This window comes from Bacteroidota bacterium (genome assembly GCA_016706865.1).
Lineage (GTDB): Bacteria > Bacteroidota > Bacteroidia > Chitinophagales > BACL12 > UBA7236.
The window spans coordinates 2,441,383-2,462,695 of the sequence record JADJIS010000003.1 but is presented as its reverse complement, the minus strand read 5'-3'; the positions used below and the strand labels follow the sequence as shown (position 1 = coordinate 2,462,695).

Annotated in this window: 19 protein-coding genes and 1 pseudogene; 19 read left to right on the top strand and 1 reads right to left on the bottom strand. The window is 32.8% G+C overall.

The genetic code is table 11. From position 1 onward, the window contains the following. Positions 1-320 precede the first annotated feature (320 nt). The 16 genes and pseudogenes from IPI31_19795 to IPI31_19720 all read left to right on the top strand — a co-directional run bounded on the left by IPI31_19795 (position 321) and on the right by IPI31_19720 (position 16,139). Positions 321-3,420, top strand: a pseudogene (locus tag IPI31_19795) (DEAD/DEAH box helicase family protein). Next, positions 3,411-3,923, top strand: a complete 513-nt coding sequence (locus IPI31_19790; GenBank protein MBK7570057.1) for a DUF262 domain-containing protein — start codon at positions 3,411-3,413, stop codon at positions 3,921-3,923. Before IPI31_19795 ends, IPI31_19790 begins: the two are co-directional and overlap by 10 nt. Beyond that, a complete protein-coding gene (locus IPI31_19785; protein MBK7570056.1) occupies positions 3,890-4,096 on the top strand; it encodes a hypothetical protein in 207 nt (68 codons plus the stop codon). The genes IPI31_19790 and IPI31_19785 overlap by 34 nt, the downstream gene beginning before the upstream one ends. Before the next feature lie 35 nt (positions 4,097-4,131). Further along, positions 4,132-5,367, top strand: a complete 1,236-nt coding sequence (locus IPI31_19780) for a hypothetical protein (protein MBK7570055.1) — start codon at positions 4,132-4,134, stop codon at positions 5,365-5,367. Between the two features lie 180 nt (positions 5,368-5,547). Further along, a complete protein-coding gene (locus tag IPI31_19775; protein MBK7570054.1) occupies positions 5,548-8,061 on the top strand; it encodes a site-specific DNA-methyltransferase in 2,514 nt (837 codons plus the stop codon). A gap of 130 nt (positions 8,062-8,191) precedes the next feature. Further along, entirely contained in the window at positions 8,192-8,749 is a 558-nt protein-coding gene (locus tag IPI31_19770) for a hypothetical protein (protein ID MBK7570053.1), read from the top strand. A 385-nt stretch (positions 8,750-9,134) separates the two neighbouring features. Beyond that, entirely contained in the window at positions 9,135-9,554 is a 420-nt protein-coding gene (locus IPI31_19765) for a hypothetical protein (protein ID MBK7570052.1), read from the top strand. Beyond that, complete coding sequence (locus IPI31_19760) at positions 9,544-10,491, top strand: hypothetical protein (protein ID MBK7570051.1); 948 nt, start codon at positions 9,544-9,546, stop codon at positions 10,489-10,491. Before IPI31_19765 ends, IPI31_19760 begins: the two co-directional genes overlap by 11 nt. A gap of 163 nt (positions 10,492-10,654) precedes the next feature. Continuing rightward, a complete protein-coding gene (locus IPI31_19755; protein ID MBK7570050.1) occupies positions 10,655-11,419 on the top strand; it encodes a hypothetical protein in 765 nt (254 codons plus the stop codon). Positions 11,420-11,826: 407 nt separating this feature from the next. Further along, positions 11,827-12,717 carry a putative phage abortive infection protein gene (locus IPI31_19750; protein ID MBK7570049.1) on the top strand — a complete coding sequence of 297 codons (891 nt, stop codon included), beginning with the start codon at positions 11,827-11,829 and terminating at the stop codon, positions 12,715-12,717. 332 nt (positions 12,718-13,049) lie between these two features. Next, a complete protein-coding gene (locus IPI31_19745; GenBank protein ID MBK7570048.1) occupies positions 13,050-13,544 on the top strand; it encodes an HNH endonuclease in 495 nt (164 codons plus the stop codon). A 10-nt stretch (positions 13,545-13,554) separates the two neighbouring features. Then, positions 13,555-13,854, top strand: coding sequence for a DUF4062 domain-containing protein (locus IPI31_19740; GenBank protein MBK7570047.1), 300 nt, complete (start codon positions 13,555-13,557; stop codon positions 13,852-13,854). 68 nt (positions 13,855-13,922) lie between these two features. After that, positions 13,923-14,468: a hypothetical protein gene (locus IPI31_19735; protein ID MBK7570046.1), complete on the top strand. Its 546-nt coding sequence runs from the start codon at positions 13,923-13,925 to the stop codon at positions 14,466-14,468. Positions 14,469-14,488: 20 nt separating this feature from the next. Next, positions 14,489-15,334, top strand: coding sequence for a hypothetical protein (locus IPI31_19730; GenBank protein ID MBK7570045.1), 846 nt, complete (start codon positions 14,489-14,491; stop codon positions 15,332-15,334). Between the two features lie 200 nt (positions 15,335-15,534). Then, positions 15,535-15,882 (top strand): hypothetical protein, encoded by a 348-nt coding sequence (locus tag IPI31_19725; GenBank protein MBK7570044.1) that lies wholly within the window; start codon positions 15,535-15,537, stop codon positions 15,880-15,882. Positions 15,883-15,911: 29 nt separating this feature from the next. Next, complete coding sequence (locus tag IPI31_19720) at positions 15,912-16,139, top strand: hypothetical protein (GenBank protein ID MBK7570043.1); 228 nt, start codon at positions 15,912-15,914, stop codon at positions 16,137-16,139. 463 nt (positions 16,140-16,602) lie between these two features. Here IPI31_19720 and IPI31_19715 read toward each other — a convergent pair whose 3' ends face one another. Beyond that, positions 16,603-16,896 (bottom strand): hypothetical protein, encoded by a 294-nt coding sequence (locus IPI31_19715; protein ID MBK7570042.1) that lies wholly within the window; start codon positions 16,894-16,896, stop codon positions 16,603-16,605. Positions 16,897-17,142: 246 nt separating this feature from the next. Here IPI31_19715 and IPI31_19710 point away from each other — a divergent pair, with 246 nt between their 5' ends. The 3 genes from IPI31_19710 to IPI31_19700 all read left to right on the top strand — a co-directional run bounded on the left by IPI31_19710 (position 17,143) and on the right by IPI31_19700 (position 21,288). Beyond that, positions 17,143-17,472 carry a nucleotide pyrophosphohydrolase gene (locus IPI31_19710; GenBank protein MBK7570041.1) on the top strand — a complete coding sequence of 110 codons (330 nt, stop codon included), beginning with the start codon at positions 17,143-17,145 and terminating at the stop codon, positions 17,470-17,472. Beyond that, positions 17,469-19,334 carry a DUF2075 domain-containing protein gene (locus tag IPI31_19705; GenBank protein ID MBK7570040.1) on the top strand — a complete coding sequence of 622 codons (1,866 nt, stop codon included), beginning with the start codon at positions 17,469-17,471 and terminating at the stop codon, positions 19,332-19,334. The genes IPI31_19710 and IPI31_19705 overlap by 4 nt, the downstream gene beginning before the upstream one ends. A 169-nt stretch (positions 19,335-19,503) precedes the next feature. Beyond that, the gene (locus IPI31_19700) at positions 19,504-21,288 is read left to right on the top strand and encodes a Xaa-Pro dipeptidyl-peptidase (GenBank protein ID MBK7570039.1); all 1,785 of its coding nucleotides are present in this window, start codon (positions 19,504-19,506) and stop codon (positions 21,286-21,288) included. Positions 21,289-21,313 lie beyond the last annotated feature (25 nt).

The window sequence follows — 21,313 nt, the reverse complement described above, 5'->3', positions numbered from 1 at the left end:
TATAAATAATGTTCAAATTTATAGAAATAATACAAAATTACAAAGAAATTGGTTCAAAAATCATGCAAAATATTCTATATACCATTATAAATCAATTAGATATGTTATATATTTATAAATAGATCATATAAAATTTGCATTCTTACTACCCTAAAATCAAAATCTCCATCCACATTGGTCAATTTGCTCTATCAAACCTAAATTTAGGGTTGAGATTACCTATAAATAGTGAATTTGAACCGCTTTTTGGGTTAAATCTTGTATTTCCAACATAAATCCCCTATCATTATGCCACTAGACTAAACCACATATAGGAGCAAATGCCCTCTGACAACCCGATTCTAAATAGCCCATATGACGAACCTCTTTTGCATTATGCAACTGACGCAGATGGTTCATTGAACTATACCGACATTCGAAAAGGCCGACGAATTTTTACGCCGGATATCCAAGTGATCCCAAACAAACAAGGACCTCAATCTTCCATGTTCGAAGTCAATGATTTTGCTGAAGAATATGGCGATCAATTGATCAATCTTTGTAGAAAGGAAATAGGGAAGTGGCGGGAAGAAAAATATCCAAATACTACAAGGGTAACAAAAGAGCTTCTGCAATTTTGGTTTGAAAATCCGGAAAGAGTCTCCATTAAAAAAATATTTTTGCTCAGCGTGAAGCTGTTGAAACTGCAATCTGGTTGAATGAAGTAGCTGATAAATCTAACGCAGGACAAAATATTTTAAATCAAATTCGTTTAGCTCAGCAATCAGTAAGTGAAGATAGTAATTATCAATTGTCTCGTATCGCCTTTAAAATGGCAAAAGTTCCGGAAAAACAGTTGTAATGGGTTGTTTTATTTTATACCATTATTTCAACAGGCAGGAATATAGAAATGATACTCGATTTGCGGACTATTTTTTAATTGTCGCACCTGGAGTCACTATTAAAGATAGATTAGGTGTATTGTTTGTTGATACCAAAAACCAATTTAATAAAGCTGATTATTATTATGAAAGATATTTAGTGCCTAAAAATTTGGAACACAGGCTAGAAAATCTCAACGCAAGATTAATAATTACAAATTACCATACATTTGAGACAAAAATTCTTCAGGGAAATAAGCGCAGTCCCTTTGATGGTAAAGTAAATTTGGAAGGCAAAAAAATTGATACTGGCAACAAAGAAAATTTTGCACAGGTTGTTAAAAGAACACTGAGCAAATTTAAATCCGGTAGCCGATTGTTAATTATGAATGATGAGGCCCATCACTGTTATTTACCAAAATCAAAGGGTAAAACAACGGACAATGAGGAAGCGGATGAAAATGAAAGGGCTGCAGTTTGGTTTAACGGATTAGTTGAAATTTCTAAAAGATTTAAACTGCAAAATGTATATGACTTATCTGCTACCCCGTATTATTTGCAAGGTTCTGGATATAAACCTTATAGTTTATTCCCTTGGGTAGTATCCGATTTCGGATTGATTGAAGCAATTGAAAGCGGATTAGTAAAGATTCCTTTTCTACCGGAGAGTGATAGCACACAGGATATAGAAATGCCTGTATTAAGAGATCTATACAGGAAAGTGGTAGAGCAAGATCCAAATGCCTTTCCGCGGAAAGGTCAGAAAAAAGCTAAATCTGAAGCAAAGGAAGAAGGAGCAAAGCTGAAAGAACTTCCTCCCAAACTTCATTCGCTTGTTAAAGGTGCGTTAGATCAATTTTACAAACACTATGAAGAATATTATGACGGCCATCGTAAAAATCAAGAGGAACAAAAAAATCTATTTTCACCACCTCCTGTTTTTATTTTGGTTTGCAATAACACCTCCGTTTCTAAAGAGGTTTATAAATATATAGCTGGTTATGAGTATGAAGATGAAACCGGTAAATTAATTACAACTACAGGTGCAAAACCCTTATTCAGTAATTATGATCAATCAACAAATAAACCTTTAAAACGTCCACCAACTTTGCTCATCGATAGTGATGCATTAGACAATGGTGATCAGATAAATGAAGAATTTAAGAAGATATTTACTTCTGAGATTGAGGAGTTTAAAAACGATTATTCAAGAATTCATGGTCAGGGAAGTGCAGCGCGAATTACTGATGCTGAAATATTACGTGAAGTAGTAAATACTGTTGGTAAACAAGGAAAATTAGGTTCGCATATTCGTTGCGTGGTGAGTGTTAGTATGCTAACAGAGGGCTGGGATGCAAATACTGTGACGCATATTATGGGTTTAAGAGCATTTGGCTCCCAGCTTTTGTGTGAACAGGTTGCAGGAAGGGCTTTAAGAAGGATGAATTACTTTTTGCAGGGATATGATAAGGATGGAAATGCAACAGATGACAAACGAAAAATAGTAATAGAAAAATTCCCACCTGAATATGCACATATAATTGGTGTTCCATTTAAAATGTTTAAAGGTGGAACAAGTGAACCTCCTCCACCTCCAATAGATTTAAAACATATTACCGCTTTACCTGATAGGCAAGAAGAAATGGAAATAATTTTTCCAAACGTTACTGGTTATCGCATCGAAAATTTTTCCTCTCCAATAGAATATGATTTTGCCGGGTTGGAAAATTATGAAATACGCGGAGATACAACACCCATTAAAACACAGATGGCAACTGCTTTTTCGTCTGAAGAAATTGAAATGGAGATTCAAACAGTTCTGGAAAAACGGGATGCTGAAATAATTTTCGGATTAACAAAGGAGTTGCTAAATATTCATTATAGCAATGATGAAGGCGCACCACAATTTAATAAGTTTAATCAGCTGAAGAATGCTGTTACAGAATGGTATGAAAAAAAAGTTGTGGTATTAAATGCAGATCAAAAATACAAGAAGCTCCTTTTATTTGATGATCCAAAAACTATTGTAGATCATATTCGCAGGGGAATTAATCCGGAGCAGAATACCAAAGAATTTGTAAGACCGGTTTTTAATTATTACAATAAATTCAGTAGTACTAAATATGTGAATGGCAATACAGTAAAAGAGATTTACCCCACCACTCGCAGTCATGTGAATTATGTAGTTATGGATAGTAATTGGGAGGCAATATGTGCCAAAACATTGGAAGAAATAGGAGTAATAAGTTATGTAAAGAACCAGTTTCTAGGGTTTGCAATTCCTTATGTTGTAGATGGGAAAGGCAAAAATTATTTTCCTGATTTTATAGTTAAAGTTAAATCACAGGATGGTAGTTTAAAACATTTGATAATAGAAATTACAGGAATGAATAGGGATAAGGCAGAAAAGAAATGGTTTGTTGAAAACCGATGGTTGCCTGCAGTAAACGCTTTGAAAGAAAAATACAATTATCCTGAATGGCATTTTATTGAAATAGCAAATGATATTCGAAATATTAAAAATCAACTTACGGATAAAATAAACTCCTTATGGAAATAGAAAGGATTAAACCTGTTAAATTGGTTAATTTGGAACAGATATTTCAAGATCGAAATTTTATTATCCCAGACTATCAAAGGGGCTTTTCCTGGGAAGATAAACAGATAAATGATTTAATCAAAGATATCGAAAACCTCTATGCGTCAGATCATATGCATTATACTGGGACAATAGTCGCTTCTGCTCAGAGTCCAGATAATCCAGACAAGTTTGAAATTGTAGATGGGCAACACAGGCTAACAACTCTAATAATACTATTAAAATGTATTTATGAAATTGATATTAATAGATTTGAAAATATCAAAAATATTTTTCTATGGAGAGGTCAAACAGGAGATGAACAACTTGTATTAGAACCAAATGCCGAAGTTAATCAATTTTATAAGTCTGTAATAATTGATGGAGATTCACCAGTTTCAGAATTGAAGAGTGAGGAAGCCATAAGAGCTGCTAAGATTATCTTTAAAAAATGGCTAAGAGGGAATTTAAAAAAATTGATATAATTTGTAATGTAGTAACCAAAAGGCTGGGATTTATTTTTTATACTCCTAAATATGATAAGGAAATAGGAATTATGTTTGAAGTAATTAATAATAGGGGCAAGGAATTAAGTGAATTAGAAAAAATAAAAAATTACTTCATTTACTATGCAACTATTTTTGATAAAAATTCTTAAGGAAAGACATAAACCAAAGATGGGTTAGAATACAAATGAATTTAAGTCGAGCAAAAAAAACTACACTCGATGATGAAAATAGTTTTTTACGGTTTTGTTACCTCGTATATTACGAATCAAACACGAAAAAAGCTGCTAAAATTTATGAAACATTAAAGGATCGGTATCAGGCCGTTCATAAGGATGAATTAATTATTTCAGACAATGTCAAGGATATATCCAACTTTGTTAAATTTCTTGATTCTGCTTCAAGATATTACTTGTATTTTTTCCGAGATAAAGAGTTCCTTGATGAAAATACTGATTTGAAATTAGCAACTCATGTAGATAAAACTATAAAGAGAATGCGATGTCATCATGTTCATGCTTCAATTATGCCAATATACTTGGCAGTTATGCATAAATTATCCGAATATGCGGAGGAAGTAGTGAGTCTTTTAAATTTGTTGGAAATATTAAATTTTAGAGTCTATATTTTGCCAGAAATTACAGGTAGGACAGATGAAAAACAATCCGACTTATTTGATTTCGCACATAAATTTTTCAACGAATTTGAATGGAATTCTAATGTATCTGATGATCAATATACATACTATTCAGGCCATAAAATTGAAGGTACAATATTTAATTGGATTGGAGATAATATGCTTGATTTTGTAAAGCATATGAGCCCAGTTGAAAAATTTATGGACTCGTTGGTTGCTCTTGCGGAACCTGAAGAATATAATTATTATAATTGGAAAGGAATTCGATTCTTTCTTGCAAGTTATGAAGAGTATTTGAAAATTAAGTATAAAAAAACCTATGACATTCAAGAAGTTCTAAAAAAGAGGCGTTCTAATGGTATGGAAGCAAATGATTATTTATCTATTGAGCATATATGGGCGAGCAAGAATTTGTCAGAAAAATATGAGGAAAACTTTATTGAAAAACGCAGACTGGGTAATTTTGCCCTTCTTGGCTTAAATTCAAATCAATCTCTTTCTGATAATGATATTCCACTAAAGATTGAGGAGCTAAATGATTTTAATTCCAAAAATCACGGATCTCTTGAAATGGTTCAAGTTGCTGAATTAAAGATTATACTTAAAGAAGCTTCAGAATATTTAGACAAAGATGGCGAAAGAAGAAGGACTCGTAAATATTTTCAAGACCTATCCTCTAAAATTAATGATATAAGAGAAAATAAATTTATCTCCTTTGCCTTGATAAGATGGCAAATTGAAGGTGAAAAGGTACGCACAAAATCTAAAGTAGATTCTTTTACTTAAATTTTTATTATGTTTATTAATTTGAATAATTTAAATTGACCGAATTAAAAACCAAAATAATTTATGTAATTAAAAATTGGAAAGAGCAAAATATTAATTATATGACGGAAAGTAAGTATACAATTTTTAGCTTAATTCGATTCCTAAAATTTTTTTAAATTCCAAAATTTAATAACTAAAATGGCTAAAAAAATTTCATCGATAAAACACTCAACAGACAAACGGGTTCACATCCCTTCAAGGGAAGAAGCTGGTTATGAAGATGCAAACCCTAAGGTGCAAAAGGGCAAAAAGGTGATTGAATTACCAAAAAACCCTGTTATTCATCGTGGGCAGGATCCTGAACTATTCTGGTTGAACAAATACGGCAACGACGACCGTGACGATCTTTTAAAGATTGACATACGCAGCTTATACCGCCATGAACATATTGCTCCCGAAACATTGATTGAAAATTTATACAAGGTAACTGAAGAAAAATCGGCACAAGGCTCTTTGTTTGATGTAAATGAATTATTTGGTAATGCACTTGAAAAAGATGAACTTGAAAAAGTAAGTGATTATTATGAACACCAAGATGGTTGGACAAATCGATTAATACAAGGCGACAGTCATTTAGTTATGGCAAGTTTACTTGAGAGGGAAGGAATGGCGGCCCAAGTGCAGACAATTTACTTTGATCCACCATATGGAATTAAATACGGAAGTAATTGGCAGGTAAAATTGAACAATCGTGAAGTAAAAGATGGAAGTGATGAAGCTTTGACAGGCGAGCCTGAAATGATAAAAGCATTTCGTGATACTTGGGAGTTAGGCATTCATTCATATCTTTCATATTTAAGAGACCGCTTAATAATTGCAAAAGAATTGTTGAATGAAAGCGGAAGCTGCTTCGTGCAAATCAGCGATGAAAATGTTCATCTTGTAAGAAATCTGTTAGATGAGATTTTTGGAAGCGAAAATTTCTTCTCTTTAATTACCTTTAAGAAATCACTTCCGCTTGGTTCATCAGGGCTTGCTTCTGTAAGCGACTACATTATTTGGTACGCAAAAGACATCAAAAAAGTAAAATATCGTCAACTCTATGAAGAAAAGAAGTTTGGAAAGGGGACAGGTTACACTTGGCTTGAATTGTCCGATGGTTCAAGAAGAAAAATGACAAAGGAAGAAAGAGAAAATCCCGAAGTTTTGCCAGAAAATAGTAAACCGTTTTTTCTTGATAACCTGATGTCTTCGGGATATACGCAATCTTGCTTTTATGATTTTGAAATAGACGGAAGAATTTTTAAAGCTCAGAAATATAGTTGGAAAACTAATAGTCTTGGTATGGCTAACCTTGTTAAAGAAAAGAGAATTATGGCTCCCGGAAATCTTCCAACATATGTTAGATATTATAATGATTTTCCTGTCCAAGAAATACATAATTTATGGGATGATACTCACGGAGCTTCAGATATAAGATATGTAGTTCAAACTTCGACAAAAGTGATTGAAAGATGTTTGCTTATGACAACCGATCCAGGAGATTTAATTATTGACCCTACGTGCGGAAGCGGAACAACTGCATTTGTTTCAGAACAGTTTGGAAGAAGATGGATAACAATTGACACAAGTAGAATTGCCTTGAACATAGCGAAGCAACGATTAATGACTTCCATTTTTCCTTATTATAAATTATATGATGAAACAAATGGTAACATTAGACAAGGGTTTAAGTACAAATCTGTCCTGCATGTAACTCTCGGTTCAATCGCACAGAATAAATCCTCTCCTGACGAAACTCTTTTTGATAAACCTGAAATTGATAACAAACGTCTAAGAGTAAGCGGTCCGTTCACAGTAGAAACTTTGCAAAACTTTGAACCATTTTCCCCGGCAGAATTAGATGACAAAATTATAACCAGTGAAGATGATGGTGCTTTTGAAGAAGTAATAAAACAACATTTGATCAGTGCCGGAATAAAAAACGGCAGAAAAAATGAAATGGTCATTTTCAGCCGAGTAGAATTATTGAGCAGTGAGAAAATACATGGTGAAGGATTTTATAAAAATGGCGAAGGAGAAAAGAAAGCTTACTTTTTCATAGGACCAAAATTTGGAACGGTTAGTAGGTTGCAAGTTAACGATGCAATAAAAGAATGTCGCAACCGCGGAGATGCAAATTGGTTAGTTATACTTGGCTTCAGTTTTGAAAGTGATATTGAAGGAACCACGCAAACTACAAGTATGGGTACCTTTGAAGTAACGAAAGCAAGGATTCATGATGATTTGCTACAAGAGGGTTTAAAGAAAAAACCTGCCAAAAGTGCCGCAAGTTTTGTTACGATAGGAGAACCTGATATAGCAGTAAATAAAAATGGGAATGAGGTCACAATTGAAATTCAAGGTCTCGATATATATGATCCAATAAAAGATATGGTAAATGCCCGCAATATTCACGATATTGCATACTGGATGGTGGATGATGATTATGACGGCAGTAATTTTATCGTAAAACAAGTTTTCTTTTGCGGTGGCGATAAAGATGAATTTGCAAAATGGAAAAAAGGACTAAGTGATTTAAGTGAGTCCAGAAACAAGCGTAAAAAGGAATTGCAAGACACATTAAAAATAGAAATTGATGGGGAAGCATTTGATAGGCTTTATGGGCATGTGAGTCACCCAATTGAGGTTAAGAAAAAGGGCAGAAGGTAGCGGTGAGGGGGATTGGTCAGTTTGGGTAGGAAACGATGAAGGTGATAGTATTGTAATGGCTATAATATCGATTAAAATAAAATTTAATATATGCTAAATATTTAATCACACACTTAAAAAAACCACCAATATGAAAAATTTATGGCTTTTAATCCCCTGTATAATTCTTTTTTGTTCATGCGGAAAGAACTCTGATACAACCCAAGTTGCTGAGGATACATTTGTTCATAAAAACATTGTATATAGAATAATTGACAATGAAGTTACGGTAATTGGTGATTTAAAATCAGATTCAATAAGAGAATTTCAGGTTATAAAACCAGTTAAAAGAGATTTTGGTCAATCTGATCTAAGCTTTGTAAAGCAAGGAGCATTTGCAACACTAGATGCATCTTATCGCGGTAATTTCCTCTACTTCAATTTGAATATTTTCGGACTTAATGATCTTAAAGATAATTATTTAACGGGAAGTGTTACAGTTCGCTTCTTAGATGAATTTGGATATGTCATTCATTCAACAAAAGTTGCCACAGAGGAACTTACAGGCTTAATTGGTGCTAACAATTCCACCATTACACAATATTTTTATAATGGTAAAACGGAAATGAGTAACGATATTTATAGTGCAATAAAAACTTATTCCGTAAGTGCTGCTTTAAAAAGAACTTCTAGTTATTATGATTATTAAAAATATTGTGCCTTTGTGCACAACGACAGAGAAAGAACCTTTTTGGCAAACAAATTTTCTTTTGCGGTGGTGATAAAGGTGAAGTTGCGAAATTGAAAAAGGGACTAGGTTATTTACGTAAGACACACAACAAGCAAAAAGGAATTACAGGGTAAATTGAAGATTGAAATTGGCGCGGAGGTGTTTGAGTGGCTTTATGGACATGTAAATCACCCAATTGAGGTTAAGAAAAAAGGACAAATGTCGTGATGAGGGTGGTTAGTCAGTTTGGAGATTCTATGAAGGTAATATTATTATAACACCCTAATTATATTAAATTCATTTTTAAAAAACATTTAATATGAGTGTCGAGAATATGTTTTATGATTACAATCTGATATGCAAAATGAAATCAGATATAAAGTATAAGATTAGAATGATGACCACAATATTTACTTCACACCCCGAGATGTGGAGAGTTACAGGGATTACTGAAAAAGCATTGCAGAAATTTAAAGATAATGATTTTAAATATAAACCTGGGTTACAGATTCATAGGTCACACTTATTCAACAGAAATGAAATTTATGCTGAGATGCTTGGTATGAAATTTAAAAACTGTGACGTTTGGTGGGATTATTATTTTGATCGCGATAAGACTATATTTGCAACTTCTTCAGAAAATAAAACCGGAAAAATGTCAAAAGTTATCCTAATTGATAGCTCATTAAAATTATTTAAAAGCAGTGGATTTATTTGGAAACACGGTAAAAATGAAATAAAGTATCTAAAGCAATTATTTGAACATTCAAAAATTGACATTTAAAATGAGAGTTCCAATTCAAAATCTATTTGCAAGTGATTGTTACAACCAATTATTGCAGATACACAATTCTAACATTCCCAATAGGGACAAAGTTGCTCAGCTCAGAATTCAACTGGAAGGAATATGTTTTCAGTTGTTGCATAAAGATTTAGGTTTAAAGAAAATGGTTGATAAAGTAAATGAAAAATTCGAACTTCCACTTTACATATATGAGCATTTACATCAATTGTTAAATTTAAGTAATTCTACTCATCATTCCGATAAATTAATCTATTCTTTCGAGGGAAAGACCATTGATGATTTTGCCTATCAATTTGGAATTGGCGCAATGTGCAATTTTATAGACTTTATTACAAAAGTTCATCCTCCAAATGCTTTAAGATCTTTTCTCCAAAATAACGAAGTTAATAAACAATCAAATCCATATTATGAAAAGGACCTTTTATCCGCAGAGGGAATGTGGAAGCTAAATAAATTATTAAATAAAAACACAGTTATTATTGTTACAGGCTGTCACCTGTTCTGCGAATTACTAGACCGACCAGTAGCAGAATACTTGAAGAAGGAAATAGATCTATGCGGAGATTATAAATTTGGGAAACGAGCTATAATTATGGGAGACAGACAATTCCTTGCAGATACGGATGAAAGTAGGAATAATCAAATAACAGAATATGATTTGGAGCATTATAATTTGCAATTCCAGCCGATTATCAGTATTGGTGATGAGGTGGCTAATGCCCTAAGCCGCAAAATAATTCAGTTCGGAGCTAGTAATAAGTATTCTGATGAATTAAACTATTCTATACTGAATGTCCTGAATAAGAACCAAATTGCATTATGGGGCAATACTGCAACAGCAACAAAAGAAACTGTCGTAGAGTTTGTTAAGAATACGAATAGTGGACTCACCAAATTTCTAGAAAAAATTTGGTAAGATTGAATACAAATGCTCACATATCGAAGATTAATTCACAATAACTCATATCCTCAGGATATAGTCTCAAAACCTTTTGTATTACAGTGGTATATTCAAACTAATAATTATTATCCCGTAAAGCGGAAGATTGAATTCGTGAAATCATAAGTAACAAATTTATATGACCTACCAAGAACTATTAATTTATAAGGAAAAATTTACATATGGTGATTTATTATCAACAACAGAGTGGAAATCCAAAAGACGAGAAACTTTGGAGGTTGACCGTAATATTTGTACAAATTGCAAAAATTCCAAAACTTATAATGATTTAACAATTGGTTTAGTCACCTACCTTCATTCAAATCTTGATGTATTATACCAAGCGATGAAGGGTAAAGAATTTGTAAAACAAATGACGGAGCATAGTAATGATATTAGTATTTGGGATATTGAATTAGAGCAGATTTCTTCTAAATTGCTAATAACCACGAAGCAAATTCCAAGTAGTTTAAGTAATTTGATTCCGGGTAAAAAAGTGCACGCCTCATATTTTAAAACTGACCCCAATAACATTTCATATCCGCTTATCTTCAATCGCATTTATGAAGCTGATACTAATTTAACAATTTGGGAAAATGAAAAGTATGTTGAATCCAGTTTACATATACATCATAATTTTTATATGGTAGGACAGTTACCTTGGGAATATCCCAAGGAAGCACTAAGAACTTTGTGTAGAGTTTGTCATAATGAGTTACACGCAAATCGGAAGGTGCCGATATATGGCATGGATAAAACATTAACTTTTTGTAGTAGGTGCAGTGGCGAAGGATGGTTGCCTGAATTTTCATATTACAGACAAGGCAAATGCTTTAGGTGCGAAACTGCTTGTTATGATGAGCTCATTGGCAAAAATTTGAAATCCTTATATTCTAAAAAATAAAACTGCAATTCATCCTGGATTTAAGTATTTAAACTATTTGATAAAAAATATTAAGAATCATTTTAATTATTATTTATATTTGATGAATATTGGGCGAATTAAAAATTATTTATGTAAAATATATATATTGTTAATATGAAACTGTCTCGAATTTCTTGGATTATAATTATTGTGATGTTTACAGTTTTGATTTCAATTGTATATCTCTACAAATTTTTAAAGATTGATCCAAACAGATATGGACCTATTGGTGATTCAATTGGCGGAATACTTGGCCCATTTGTGTCGTTAATAACAATAATTTTCATTTATGAAACTTTTCTAACTGAAAGAAGGAAATCAAAACTTGAAACTGAAAACTTGAAACTGAATTTTTAAATAAAATTTAATTTTAAAAATATTCTAACATGAATCGAACTTTATTGCTAATTATTTTAGGATTAATTTTTCTATCCTTTCTGATGCCTTGGGTATTAACCAGACCTGCAATAATTGAGGCATTTAATTATTCGACAACGGGTCAAATAGGCGATACCATAGGTGGAATTTTAAACCCAATTTTATCATGCATCACAATTATTTTAATATATATAACTTATATAAATCAGAGGACTGAACTTTCAGAAAGTCGTCGTTTAAACACCGACCAAAAATTTGAGAGTGCATTCTTCAATTTACTCGAAAATCAAGACAAAATTATTGATAAAATCTCCTTTCCACTTAGAGAAGTATTCTGTTGGCTCAACATCCATCCTGCAGATTCTGGTATATATCAAAATGGGGTAGTTAATGGTGTCAATTTTTTTGAAGTAGCTGCAAATGATTGGGATGTTTGGTATGATGAATATGGCGGCGTTCATCAAGTAAGTTTTCATTCCAGAGAAATACAGAGTATTTACGATGCTTTTTTAATAGAAGACCCAAATGAAGATACCCCTGCTATGGACGAGCCATTAACGAGAATAATATTTAAATACAAAATATTTTACGAAATATATCATGTTTATTTTGGAAATTATTTTAGGCATTTATATTACATATTAAAATTTATTGACGAATCTGACATTAGTGAAATTGACAAAAGTCGTTATGCTGGCATCCTGCAGTCTAAATTTACTTCTGGAGAACTTAGAATGATATTTTACAATGGATTATGTTTCGCAAAAATGGAAACTCTAATAAATAAATATTCAATTATCAAAAATTTAGCAATTAATGATTTAACAGATCATGTAAATCATTTGAGATTGTATGAAAGTATTGAATTAAGATGGCGAACTGAAATAATAAATCATTAACTCGTATTTAAAAAATATAGAAAATAATTAAATTGAACTATGATTAACCCACAAGCTGCATGGAATAATTTTATTTCAAATGCAAAATATTATTTTGATGAAGAATTAATTTTTTATTCACCAAAAGACAAGCAGAATACCGTGTTACCGAAGTAGAGATTAACAGAATTGTTATTAAAAGATTAAGTGTAGAAAGTCAAACTACCGAAGTTATCACTAAAGAAAACCACGCCAATTACATTAGAGTCGTAAATGAGAATAAAGGAACTGTAAGTAAGGAGGTTTTCGCAAATCCAGTAGCAATCCGGGTAGCCATTGTAGAATTAACACAGATGTTAGATTGGGATTTGAATATTGAAAATATCATAGAGGATATAAATTATTCAGACAGATCCTCAAACCCTATAATTGAGGAGGCTACTAATGATAATCTTCAAGAAAGAATTGCACGATATATAAGAATCAGGAGAGGACAAAACAAACTTCGTGAAAACCTTTTTATTGTCTACTGTGATACATGCTGTATAACTGGTTGCAAAGTCAAAGACGTCTTACATGCTTGCCATATTTTTGAATTTACAAAATCAGGAAATAATCATTCCACTAATGCCCTTCTTCTACGATCTGATATACATGATTTATTTGATGCATCTCTCATTGGAATTAATCCCACAACTTTACAAGTTGAGATTAGTATTCAGTTAATTGGCAGTGAATATCAGTCCTTAAAAGGTATTAGAATTGCCGAGCGAATAGATAAATATTTACCAAATTCTCAAAGTTTAAAATATAGGTGGGAAATCTTCAAATCCATAAATAATAATTAATTTAATTTCAATGGCACAAGAAAAAAAGTATCAAGTGTTTATATCTTCAGTTTTCGATGGATTCGAAAAAGAGCGACAAGCGGCATTGATGGCAATCCTTACTTCAGGACATATACCTGCCGGGATGGAATGGTTTGCGGCATCTGATAAACGCCCGCTTGAAATAATCTATAGATGGATACAAGCCGCCGATGTTTTCTGTTTAATCATTAGTAAACGATACGGACAAGTAGCACCTGGCTCGGATAAGAGCTATATTCATTTAGAATACGAAGAAGCGGAAAGGCTCGGCAAACCAATTTTACAATAATTGAGAAAACTGACCAGTTTGAGGATAGGCCAAATTTTAACGAACTACGAGCCAAAGCGAAAACTAATATGATTGATTACTGGGAGGATTATAAAGATATTAAAATTGGGATCGATAAGGCTTTAGATGATTTCAGATTAAGGGATGACATTCCCGGTTGGATTAAGGTAGAAGGAAATATTAATTTTGCAACAATACTTGCGAACTACGATTCACTCAGCAGTGAAAATATCAATTTAAAAAAACAGTTAAGCAGTTTATCACCTCCCATCGCTGGATTACAACCCGATGTACTTGTAAAACAATTAAAAGCAGAAAATATAGAAACTCAACTGTCTAAAGACAATCAACGAGATTATGACTACAATGAATTGGCGCAAATAAAGGAAAAGTTTGGTGACACTAATATAAATATGTTGCATTATTTTATTGTAAAAAGAAAGCGGCTCAATACATGGACGTCAACTATTCATAGCTCTGAAAATCTTTTACATAAATTAGTCGGCAAGGGTTTAGTTGACATTAAAAAGGAATCCGGTGGTCAGAGATATATGTTATCCAAAGATGGTATTGCTTTCTCAAATTACGTAACTGATAAATTACTCTCCGAGTAAACTCATTTAATCAATTCCTTATGGAGAATATTAATTATTGTGTTTTTATTGATGTTCTTGGTTACGGTTCACTCGTGAGCGACTCAAGTAAAACATATTTGCAAAAAATTACCGCTTTGAACAGCATTTATTCAAATCTTGCATCCTCACTTCTTGGTGTAATTAATGAAATTAATAGTCAAATAGTTGATAAAATATTTATCAAATCGTTTAGCGACTGTTTTTACTTGGAAGGTAAAAACCCAGTAGCATTAATGTTTTGTTGTGAGCGTATTTTTAATGATACTTTCGGTTTTTATTCAAATTTTCCACCTGACACTGAATATACACCATTAATCCGTGGAGGATTTGTTAAAGATTGGACAATAAGATTTAAGGACTTAGGTGATTTAGTTACAAATAGGGAAGGCTCAAATCCTATTGGGCTTGGAGTTGCAAGAGCATATTGGACTTCCGAGAAATCAAAAATTTCAGGAATGAGATTAATAATTTCGCCGGAAGTGATTGAGGATTTGGAATTAGCAAAATTTCAAAAAAATAATTACGAATTTCAAGTGACTGAATTTGTATACCATAATGTCCCCTGTAATTTATATATTGCCCCCATAACTATAAATGAAGAGAATTTGGATGTTAAACTTTATGAATTAATCTGGACTGAGGAAGTAATGTCAGGTTGTACTTTCGAATATGTTAGTCAATTGAAAAACATCCGTCAGAATTTCAATGATGATTCATTAAGACATTTTAATAAAACTGCTGAAGTTGTCCTTAAAGGTCTATTAATTTCAACCTGTAATATTAGGACGCCTGATGTTTTTGAATCCTATCGAAAGGAGTTGGAGGAGATGGCAAAATTGAAGTAGTTTGTTCCCCATTATACCCCACCCCCTCAAAATCCTTTAAAATCAATGCCTCTCACATTCTGTATTAGGATATGATATACAAATAATCCACTACCCAAAGAATTCTGAAGCTATTTTGTGGACCTGAATATTCAGTTGCACAGGTTTTTCAAAGAAATCCAATTACTTTACTTAAATTCGTGAATTAAAATTTTACCTCTATGGAAGATGCTATTTACTGGTTAGGTCGTCTTGCTTTAATTGGTTTAGGAATTTGGCTTATATTTTACTTTGAAGAAATAAAAAGTGCGCGTAAGCTTGAGAGAGCTGAATTATGGAAATATTATATCAAAAATTCCGAAAAGTTTAGGAAGATTGTCTCTGAAACAGGAAACCTTAGCCTAGAAAATAAAAAACAACTTGATAAGATATTCCGTGACCTGTCAAATGATGTCGAAGAGCAAAAGTTAATAAAGCAAAAAATTGACATTGCTATATTAAAGGAAAAAAGGAAGGAAGCAAATGTTAATAAAAAAGAAATTATTTTGGGTACCAATATAATCAAATAATTTCTCATATTTGGGCTTACAGAAAACCTTTGACCGTTGAAGTAATTCAACAAATTATTACTAAGTTTCACTCAAGTGAAAAGAGTGAAGAAATATTTCAGGACTTAATCGATAATCAATTAATAAGAAAAACAAATGAAAAATTCGAAGTAAGTATTGAAGAAATATTCCATCCTTTTGAACTTGATCAAAATGGAAATACTAAAGTAATTTTTAGTAAAAAAAACATTAATCTTCAGTATGCTGAATTAATGTAATGCTATAAATTATCATTCTAAATTATTTGTCCTTTCACTTTTCATCAAATATTGTAGTTACCCAGATCGCGATTTTCAATCATTATTATTTGTCCGCTTCTCGTTGTTATTAAATTAGTAGCACTCCAAAATCGCCCTGCATCTATATTACCTTATAATAATTTCCATACTCATCCATTATGAAATCAGGAAAGAAATTGAAAAATCATAAGTGGCACAATGCTTGCAAATCTATGATAAAAAAGTTATACTTTAAAAACTAATTTTTTGTTTTAAAATTGGATTTGAAAAAAAAAACAAATTTTCATTATTCGTAAAAAGTTTGGAATAATAGGAGTTGAATTATCTCACGACCAAAATTCAAAGTCTCACGTTTAGGGTAAAACGTGTTTCCGAAAACATTTGATGAAATGGAATCTTCCCTAGTGATTCAGAGACAGAATTAATTAAATAATAATGAGACTTAATTAATCCTTTTGCCATCTAAATCAAATTCATCAATGAAATTTATCATCGCCCTCAAGTACCTAAGTTCGAAGGTATTTTCATGATAATTGTCCTCATATAATTGATTTAAATAATCAATTTGATCTGCAATTTCCTCCAAAGACTCATTATTATTTAGTCGCATTATTAATCGATTTCTAAAATCATTTTGTGCCGTTTCCTCAACTGGAAGAATGAACAAAATTGCACAATGCATTTCATTAATCTCGGGTTGTTTATTTTTTGCTATTCGAGCTTCATTTAGAGTCATAATTTTTTTGTACAAATTTATTGTAAAACTGTAAAGTTTTTGTTCTTATCCCACGATTGACCTACACCAACTACCACATTCAAATCTTTCCACTTCACATTCTTTATTGGAAGTAACCTTCCAAATTCGACCCATACACAAATCCTCCAAAACCGCAGCCCCCGCCCTTAAATTTATGACAAACGCCCAAATGACCTTCATCCTATACAAATTTAGTTTTATACTTGCATTATTAAAACCCGCACAATGAATGATATCCAAACCCTCACCAACGCCTTAATCTCCTTTAGGGATGATCGTGACTGGGCTCAATTTCACAATCCAAAGGATCTTGCGTTGGCCATAAGTATTGAGGCAGGTGAACTTTTGGAACTATTTCTTTGGAAGGATGCCTCAGATGCATCGGTTGAAAAACTAAAAGGTGAGTTGGCTGATGTGCTTTCTTTCAGCTTTTTGCTGGCACATAAACTCAGATTGGATGTGAGTGAAATAGTATTGGCGAAAATTAAAGAAAATGATGAAAAGTATCCTGTTGCAAAGTCAAAAGGGAACGCTACTAAATATACTGACCTATGATTGTATATCACAAAACGAAAATGGAATTTTTAAAGGATGTGGAAAGCGGATTAATTGCTGATATTATTGATGAAGCACTTGAAAGTATATTATTACGCAAAACCGGAAAGTCAGAATATAATAGCTGGGAAAATTCTTTACAAAGAATGTATCATGTTTTAAATGATGCATCTATTCCGAATGATTCTGGAATTGCTGTAGAATACAATATTCCACGAACAAGTAATAGGATAGACATGCTTATTTCCGGTTATGATAAGGATGAAAATGGAAGTTTAATTGTGGTGGAACTCAAACAGTGGGAAAAAATTAAAGTCTTGCAAATGGATGGTATGATTGGTACATGGTTTCAACATGGTTATTCCGAACATGTGCACCCAAGTTATCAAGCATGGTCTTATGCTTCTTTTCTGGAGGGATATAATACCTATATATATAGTAATAAAGTTGGTATATATCCCTGCGTTTATATGCACAATTACAAATTGGATGGAAATATTAACAATTCAGTATATGATGAATATATAAAAAAGGCACCATTATACGGCAAAGGTCAAGGCGAGGATCTAAAGAATTTTATTAAAAAGAATATTAAAACCGGAGACAAAAAAAATGTCTTAAACAAAATTGAAAATAGTGAATTAAAACCTTCAAAAATACTCGCAGAAACACTGGACGCTCTTTTAAAAGGAAATAAAGAGTTTATTTTAATTGACGATCAGAAAATTGTATATGAAAAAGCTCTTAAATTGATCAAAGAATCTACAAAGACCAAAAAAAAGGTTTTGATAGTGCACGGAGGTCCAGGAACAGGTAAATCGGTTGTCGCAATTAATCTGCTGGTAAAAATGATAAGTGAACGACAAATGGCGCAGTATGTAACCAAAAATGCTGCACCCAGAGCTGTGTTTTCGGAAAGTTTATTGGGAAAGTATAAAAAGAATTATGTCGGGGGATTATTTAAAGGTTCAGGTGGTTACCATGAATTGAAATCCAATTTATACAAAACACTAATCGTAGATGAAGCACACCGGTTAAATGAATTTAGTGGTTTATTTGGAAATCTTGGTGAAAATCAGGTGAAAGAATTGATCAATACAGCTCATTGCACAATTTTCTTTCTTGACGAAAATCAAAAAGTTACATTAAAGGATATTGGTACTGAGGAAGAGATAAAAAAGTGGGCAGAATTTTATAACGCCGATGTAGAAGTATTAGAGTTAAAGTCACAATTCAGATGTGGAGGATCCAACGCATATTTATTATGGTTGGATAATACACTTCAGTTAAGAGAAACTGCAAATAGTATTTTATACAAAAATGAGTATGAATTTAAAATCTTTGATAATCCAAATGCATTATTTAAAGCCATTTATGAGAAAAACAAAGAAAAGAATAGTGCCAGGTTGGTTGCAGGATATTGTTGGAATTGGATAAGTAAAAAGAATCCGGAATTAATGGATATTGAATTTCCGCAATTTAAATTTTCAAAACAATGGAATTTATCTGCAGATGGTGGTTTATATATTAATTCACCAAATTCAGTTCACCAAATTGGCTGCATACATACCTGTCAGGGACTTGAGGTGGAGTATATCGGAGTTATTATTGGTTCAGATATGGTTGTTCGAAATGGTGAAATCATAATCGATCCAACAAAACGAGCAAAAACAGACATGTCGATAAGAGGATGGAAAAATATTATAAAAGGTGATAAGGTAGGAGGAATGGATACATTAAACGCTATTGTCAAAAATACTTACCGAACTCTGATGACCAGAGGCATGAAGGGATGTTATATATATTGTGTAGATAAGGAAACGGAAGAATGGATAAGATCGCGATTAGAAACTTCAAATTGATTGTGATATTTGGTATTCGAATCTTATATTTTGTTGCTCCCTTTAAACCCAAATCAAATCAATATGTTTTCCCCAACATTCCCTACCTTCAACCCCTCATTTAATTAAAAATTATGTCCTTCACAAAAAACATCATCCTCCCATTTTTATCCCTTTTTTCTGCAAAGAAATGATCGCGCAAACTCCCCAACCTGTATTTTCAAATGGCGAAGCCCAAATTGTCCCTGAATTTAGTGATAAGGAAACTTGGATAAATGAAGAGCTGTGGGTGGAGACGAATTTTGATTCTGATGGGGATGGAAGGTTGGATAGGATGCATACTTTTATTACGCGTCCGGGACAAACGGCTTCGGGAAATTTAAAATTGCCGGTTGTATATACTTCAAGTCCCTATTACGGACTTAAACTCTGGGCTCTATTGGGTTTGTTCGATAAAAACAGGTTTTGGAATGTTAAAAACGAACTAGGGGAATTGCCGAAAATGCATAAACATGGAAAATTGGGCACACGCGATAAATGGCCTTTTATGTCTTTTTATATGAATACCACCTGGGTGCCAAGAGGTTATGTTATGGTGTATTCTTCCTCTCCCGGCACGGGATTATCTGATGGAGCACCTACAGTGGGCGGAGATAATGAGGCACTTGCTCCAAAAGCAGTTATCGACTGGTTGTGCGGAAGAGGAAAAGCTTTCACAACTAGAAATGGAGATGAAGAAGTAAAAGCATTTTGGTGCAGTGGGAAGGTTGGTATGACAGGCACATCTTACGACGGCACTTTATGTATTGCTGCGGCAACAACCGGTGTGCAGGGACTCGAGGCAATTATTCCGGTTGCACCTGTTACTTCGTTTTATCATTATTATCGTTCCAATGGATTAGTAAGATCACCCGGAGGATATGTGGGAGAAGATGTGGATGTATTATATGATTTTATTAATTCCGGTGAAAAATCAAAACGCAAATACTTAAATAGGGTTATTCGCGACAGTATCTTAGTTAAAAATCAGGATAGAATTACAGGCGATTATAATGATTTTTGGGCTTCGAGAGATTATATATCCAAAATTGATAATATGCATGCGGCAATGATTATGGCACATGGATTTAACGACTGGAATGTGATGACAGAACAGAGTTATCGTTTTTATCTCGCAGCAAAACAAAAAGGTTTACCTGTGCAAATGTATTATCATCAAGATGATCACGGTGGAGATCCTCCAGTTACAATGATGAACAGATGGTTCACACATTATTTGTTCGGTATTGAAAACGGCGTAGAAAATGATGCTAAGGTGCAAATAGTAAGAGAACACGAGGTAACACCAACAGCATATAATGAATACCCCGATAAAAATGCAATGGATGTTAAATTCTTTCTACAAAATGGTTCTAATAATAATGGCGCATTGTCATTACAACCATTGAAAGGAAGTGTACCTGATACTTTAACGGATGATTATCATTATTCAGGCGCAGAATTATGTGGAGAAAAATACAACGAACACAGATTATTATTTATTTCTCCAACACTAAAAGAAGATATTAGAATTTCAGGTATTCCAAAGGTTACCATTCGTTTGTCATCAAGCAAAGCTGCAGCAAATTTATCGGTTTGGTTGGTTGCATTACCATGGGAAGATGAAAAGGAAACGGAAGTGTATGATAATATTATTACAAGAGGCTGGGCAGATCCACAGAATTTTAATTCTTTAACTAATGGTGTTGTATTACAAAAGGATACATATTACCAAGTAACTTTTGATCTTATGCCCGATGATCAGATAATACCTGCAGGTAAACAAATAGGTTTATTGATATTTTCATCAGATAAAGAATTTACTTTATGGCCTAAACCCGGTACGGAATTAACAATTGACCTTCTTAATTCGAATATTTCAATACCAATAGTTGGTGGTCAAAATGCTTATGAGCAATCTGTTTCTGGACAGTAAAAAAAAATGATGAATATTAATTCAT

What these genes read in the sequence shown, in the direction of transcription:
- IPI31_19715 (MBK7570042.1), bottom strand. Translation starts at nt 16,896, where the DNA reads ATGACTCTAAATGAAGCTCGAATAGCAAAAAATAAACAACCCGAGATT.
- IPI31_19790 (MBK7570057.1), top strand. Translation starts at nt 3,411, where the DNA reads ATGGAAATAGAAAGGATTAAACCTGTTAAATTGGTTAATTTGGAACAG.
- IPI31_19765 (MBK7570052.1), top strand. Translation starts at nt 9,135, where the DNA reads ATGAAATCAGATATAAAGTATAAGATTAGAATGATGACCACAATATTT.
- IPI31_19730 (MBK7570045.1), top strand. Translation starts at nt 14,489, where the DNA reads ATGGAGAATATTAATTATTGTGTTTTTATTGATGTTCTTGGTTACGGT.
- IPI31_19750 (MBK7570049.1), top strand. Translation starts at nt 11,827, where the DNA reads ATGAATCGAACTTTATTGCTAATTATTTTAGGATTAATTTTTCTATCC.
- IPI31_19755 (MBK7570050.1), top strand. Translation starts at nt 10,655, where the DNA reads ATGACCTACCAAGAACTATTAATTTATAAGGAAAAATTTACATATGGT.
- IPI31_19780 (MBK7570055.1), top strand. Translation starts at nt 4,132, where the DNA reads ATGAATTTAAGTCGAGCAAAAAAAACTACACTCGATGATGAAAATAGT.
- IPI31_19785 (MBK7570056.1), top strand. Translation starts at nt 3,890, where the DNA reads ATGGCTAAGAGGGAATTTAAAAAAATTGATATAATTTGTAATGTAGTA.
- IPI31_19700 (MBK7570039.1), top strand. Translation starts at nt 19,504, where the DNA reads ATGATCGCGCAAACTCCCCAACCTGTATTTTCAAATGGCGAAGCCCAA.
- IPI31_19710 (MBK7570041.1), top strand. Translation starts at nt 17,143, where the DNA reads ATGAATGATATCCAAACCCTCACCAACGCCTTAATCTCCTTTAGGGAT.
- IPI31_19740 (MBK7570047.1), top strand. Translation starts at nt 13,555, where the DNA reads ATGGCACAAGAAAAAAAGTATCAAGTGTTTATATCTTCAGTTTTCGAT.
- IPI31_19745 (MBK7570048.1), top strand. Translation starts at nt 13,050, where the DNA reads ATGTTAGATTGGGATTTGAATATTGAAAATATCATAGAGGATATAAAT.
- IPI31_19735 (MBK7570046.1), top strand. Translation starts at nt 13,923, where the DNA reads ATGATTGATTACTGGGAGGATTATAAAGATATTAAAATTGGGATCGAT.
- IPI31_19705 (MBK7570040.1), top strand. Translation starts at nt 17,469, where the DNA reads ATGATTGTATATCACAAAACGAAAATGGAATTTTTAAAGGATGTGGAA.
- IPI31_19775 (MBK7570054.1), top strand. Translation starts at nt 5,548, where the DNA reads ATGGCTAAAAAAATTTCATCGATAAAACACTCAACAGACAAACGGGTT.
- IPI31_19725 (MBK7570044.1), top strand. Translation starts at nt 15,535, where the DNA reads ATGGAAGATGCTATTTACTGGTTAGGTCGTCTTGCTTTAATTGGTTTA.
- IPI31_19770 (MBK7570053.1), top strand. Translation starts at nt 8,192, where the DNA reads ATGAAAAATTTATGGCTTTTAATCCCCTGTATAATTCTTTTTTGTTCA.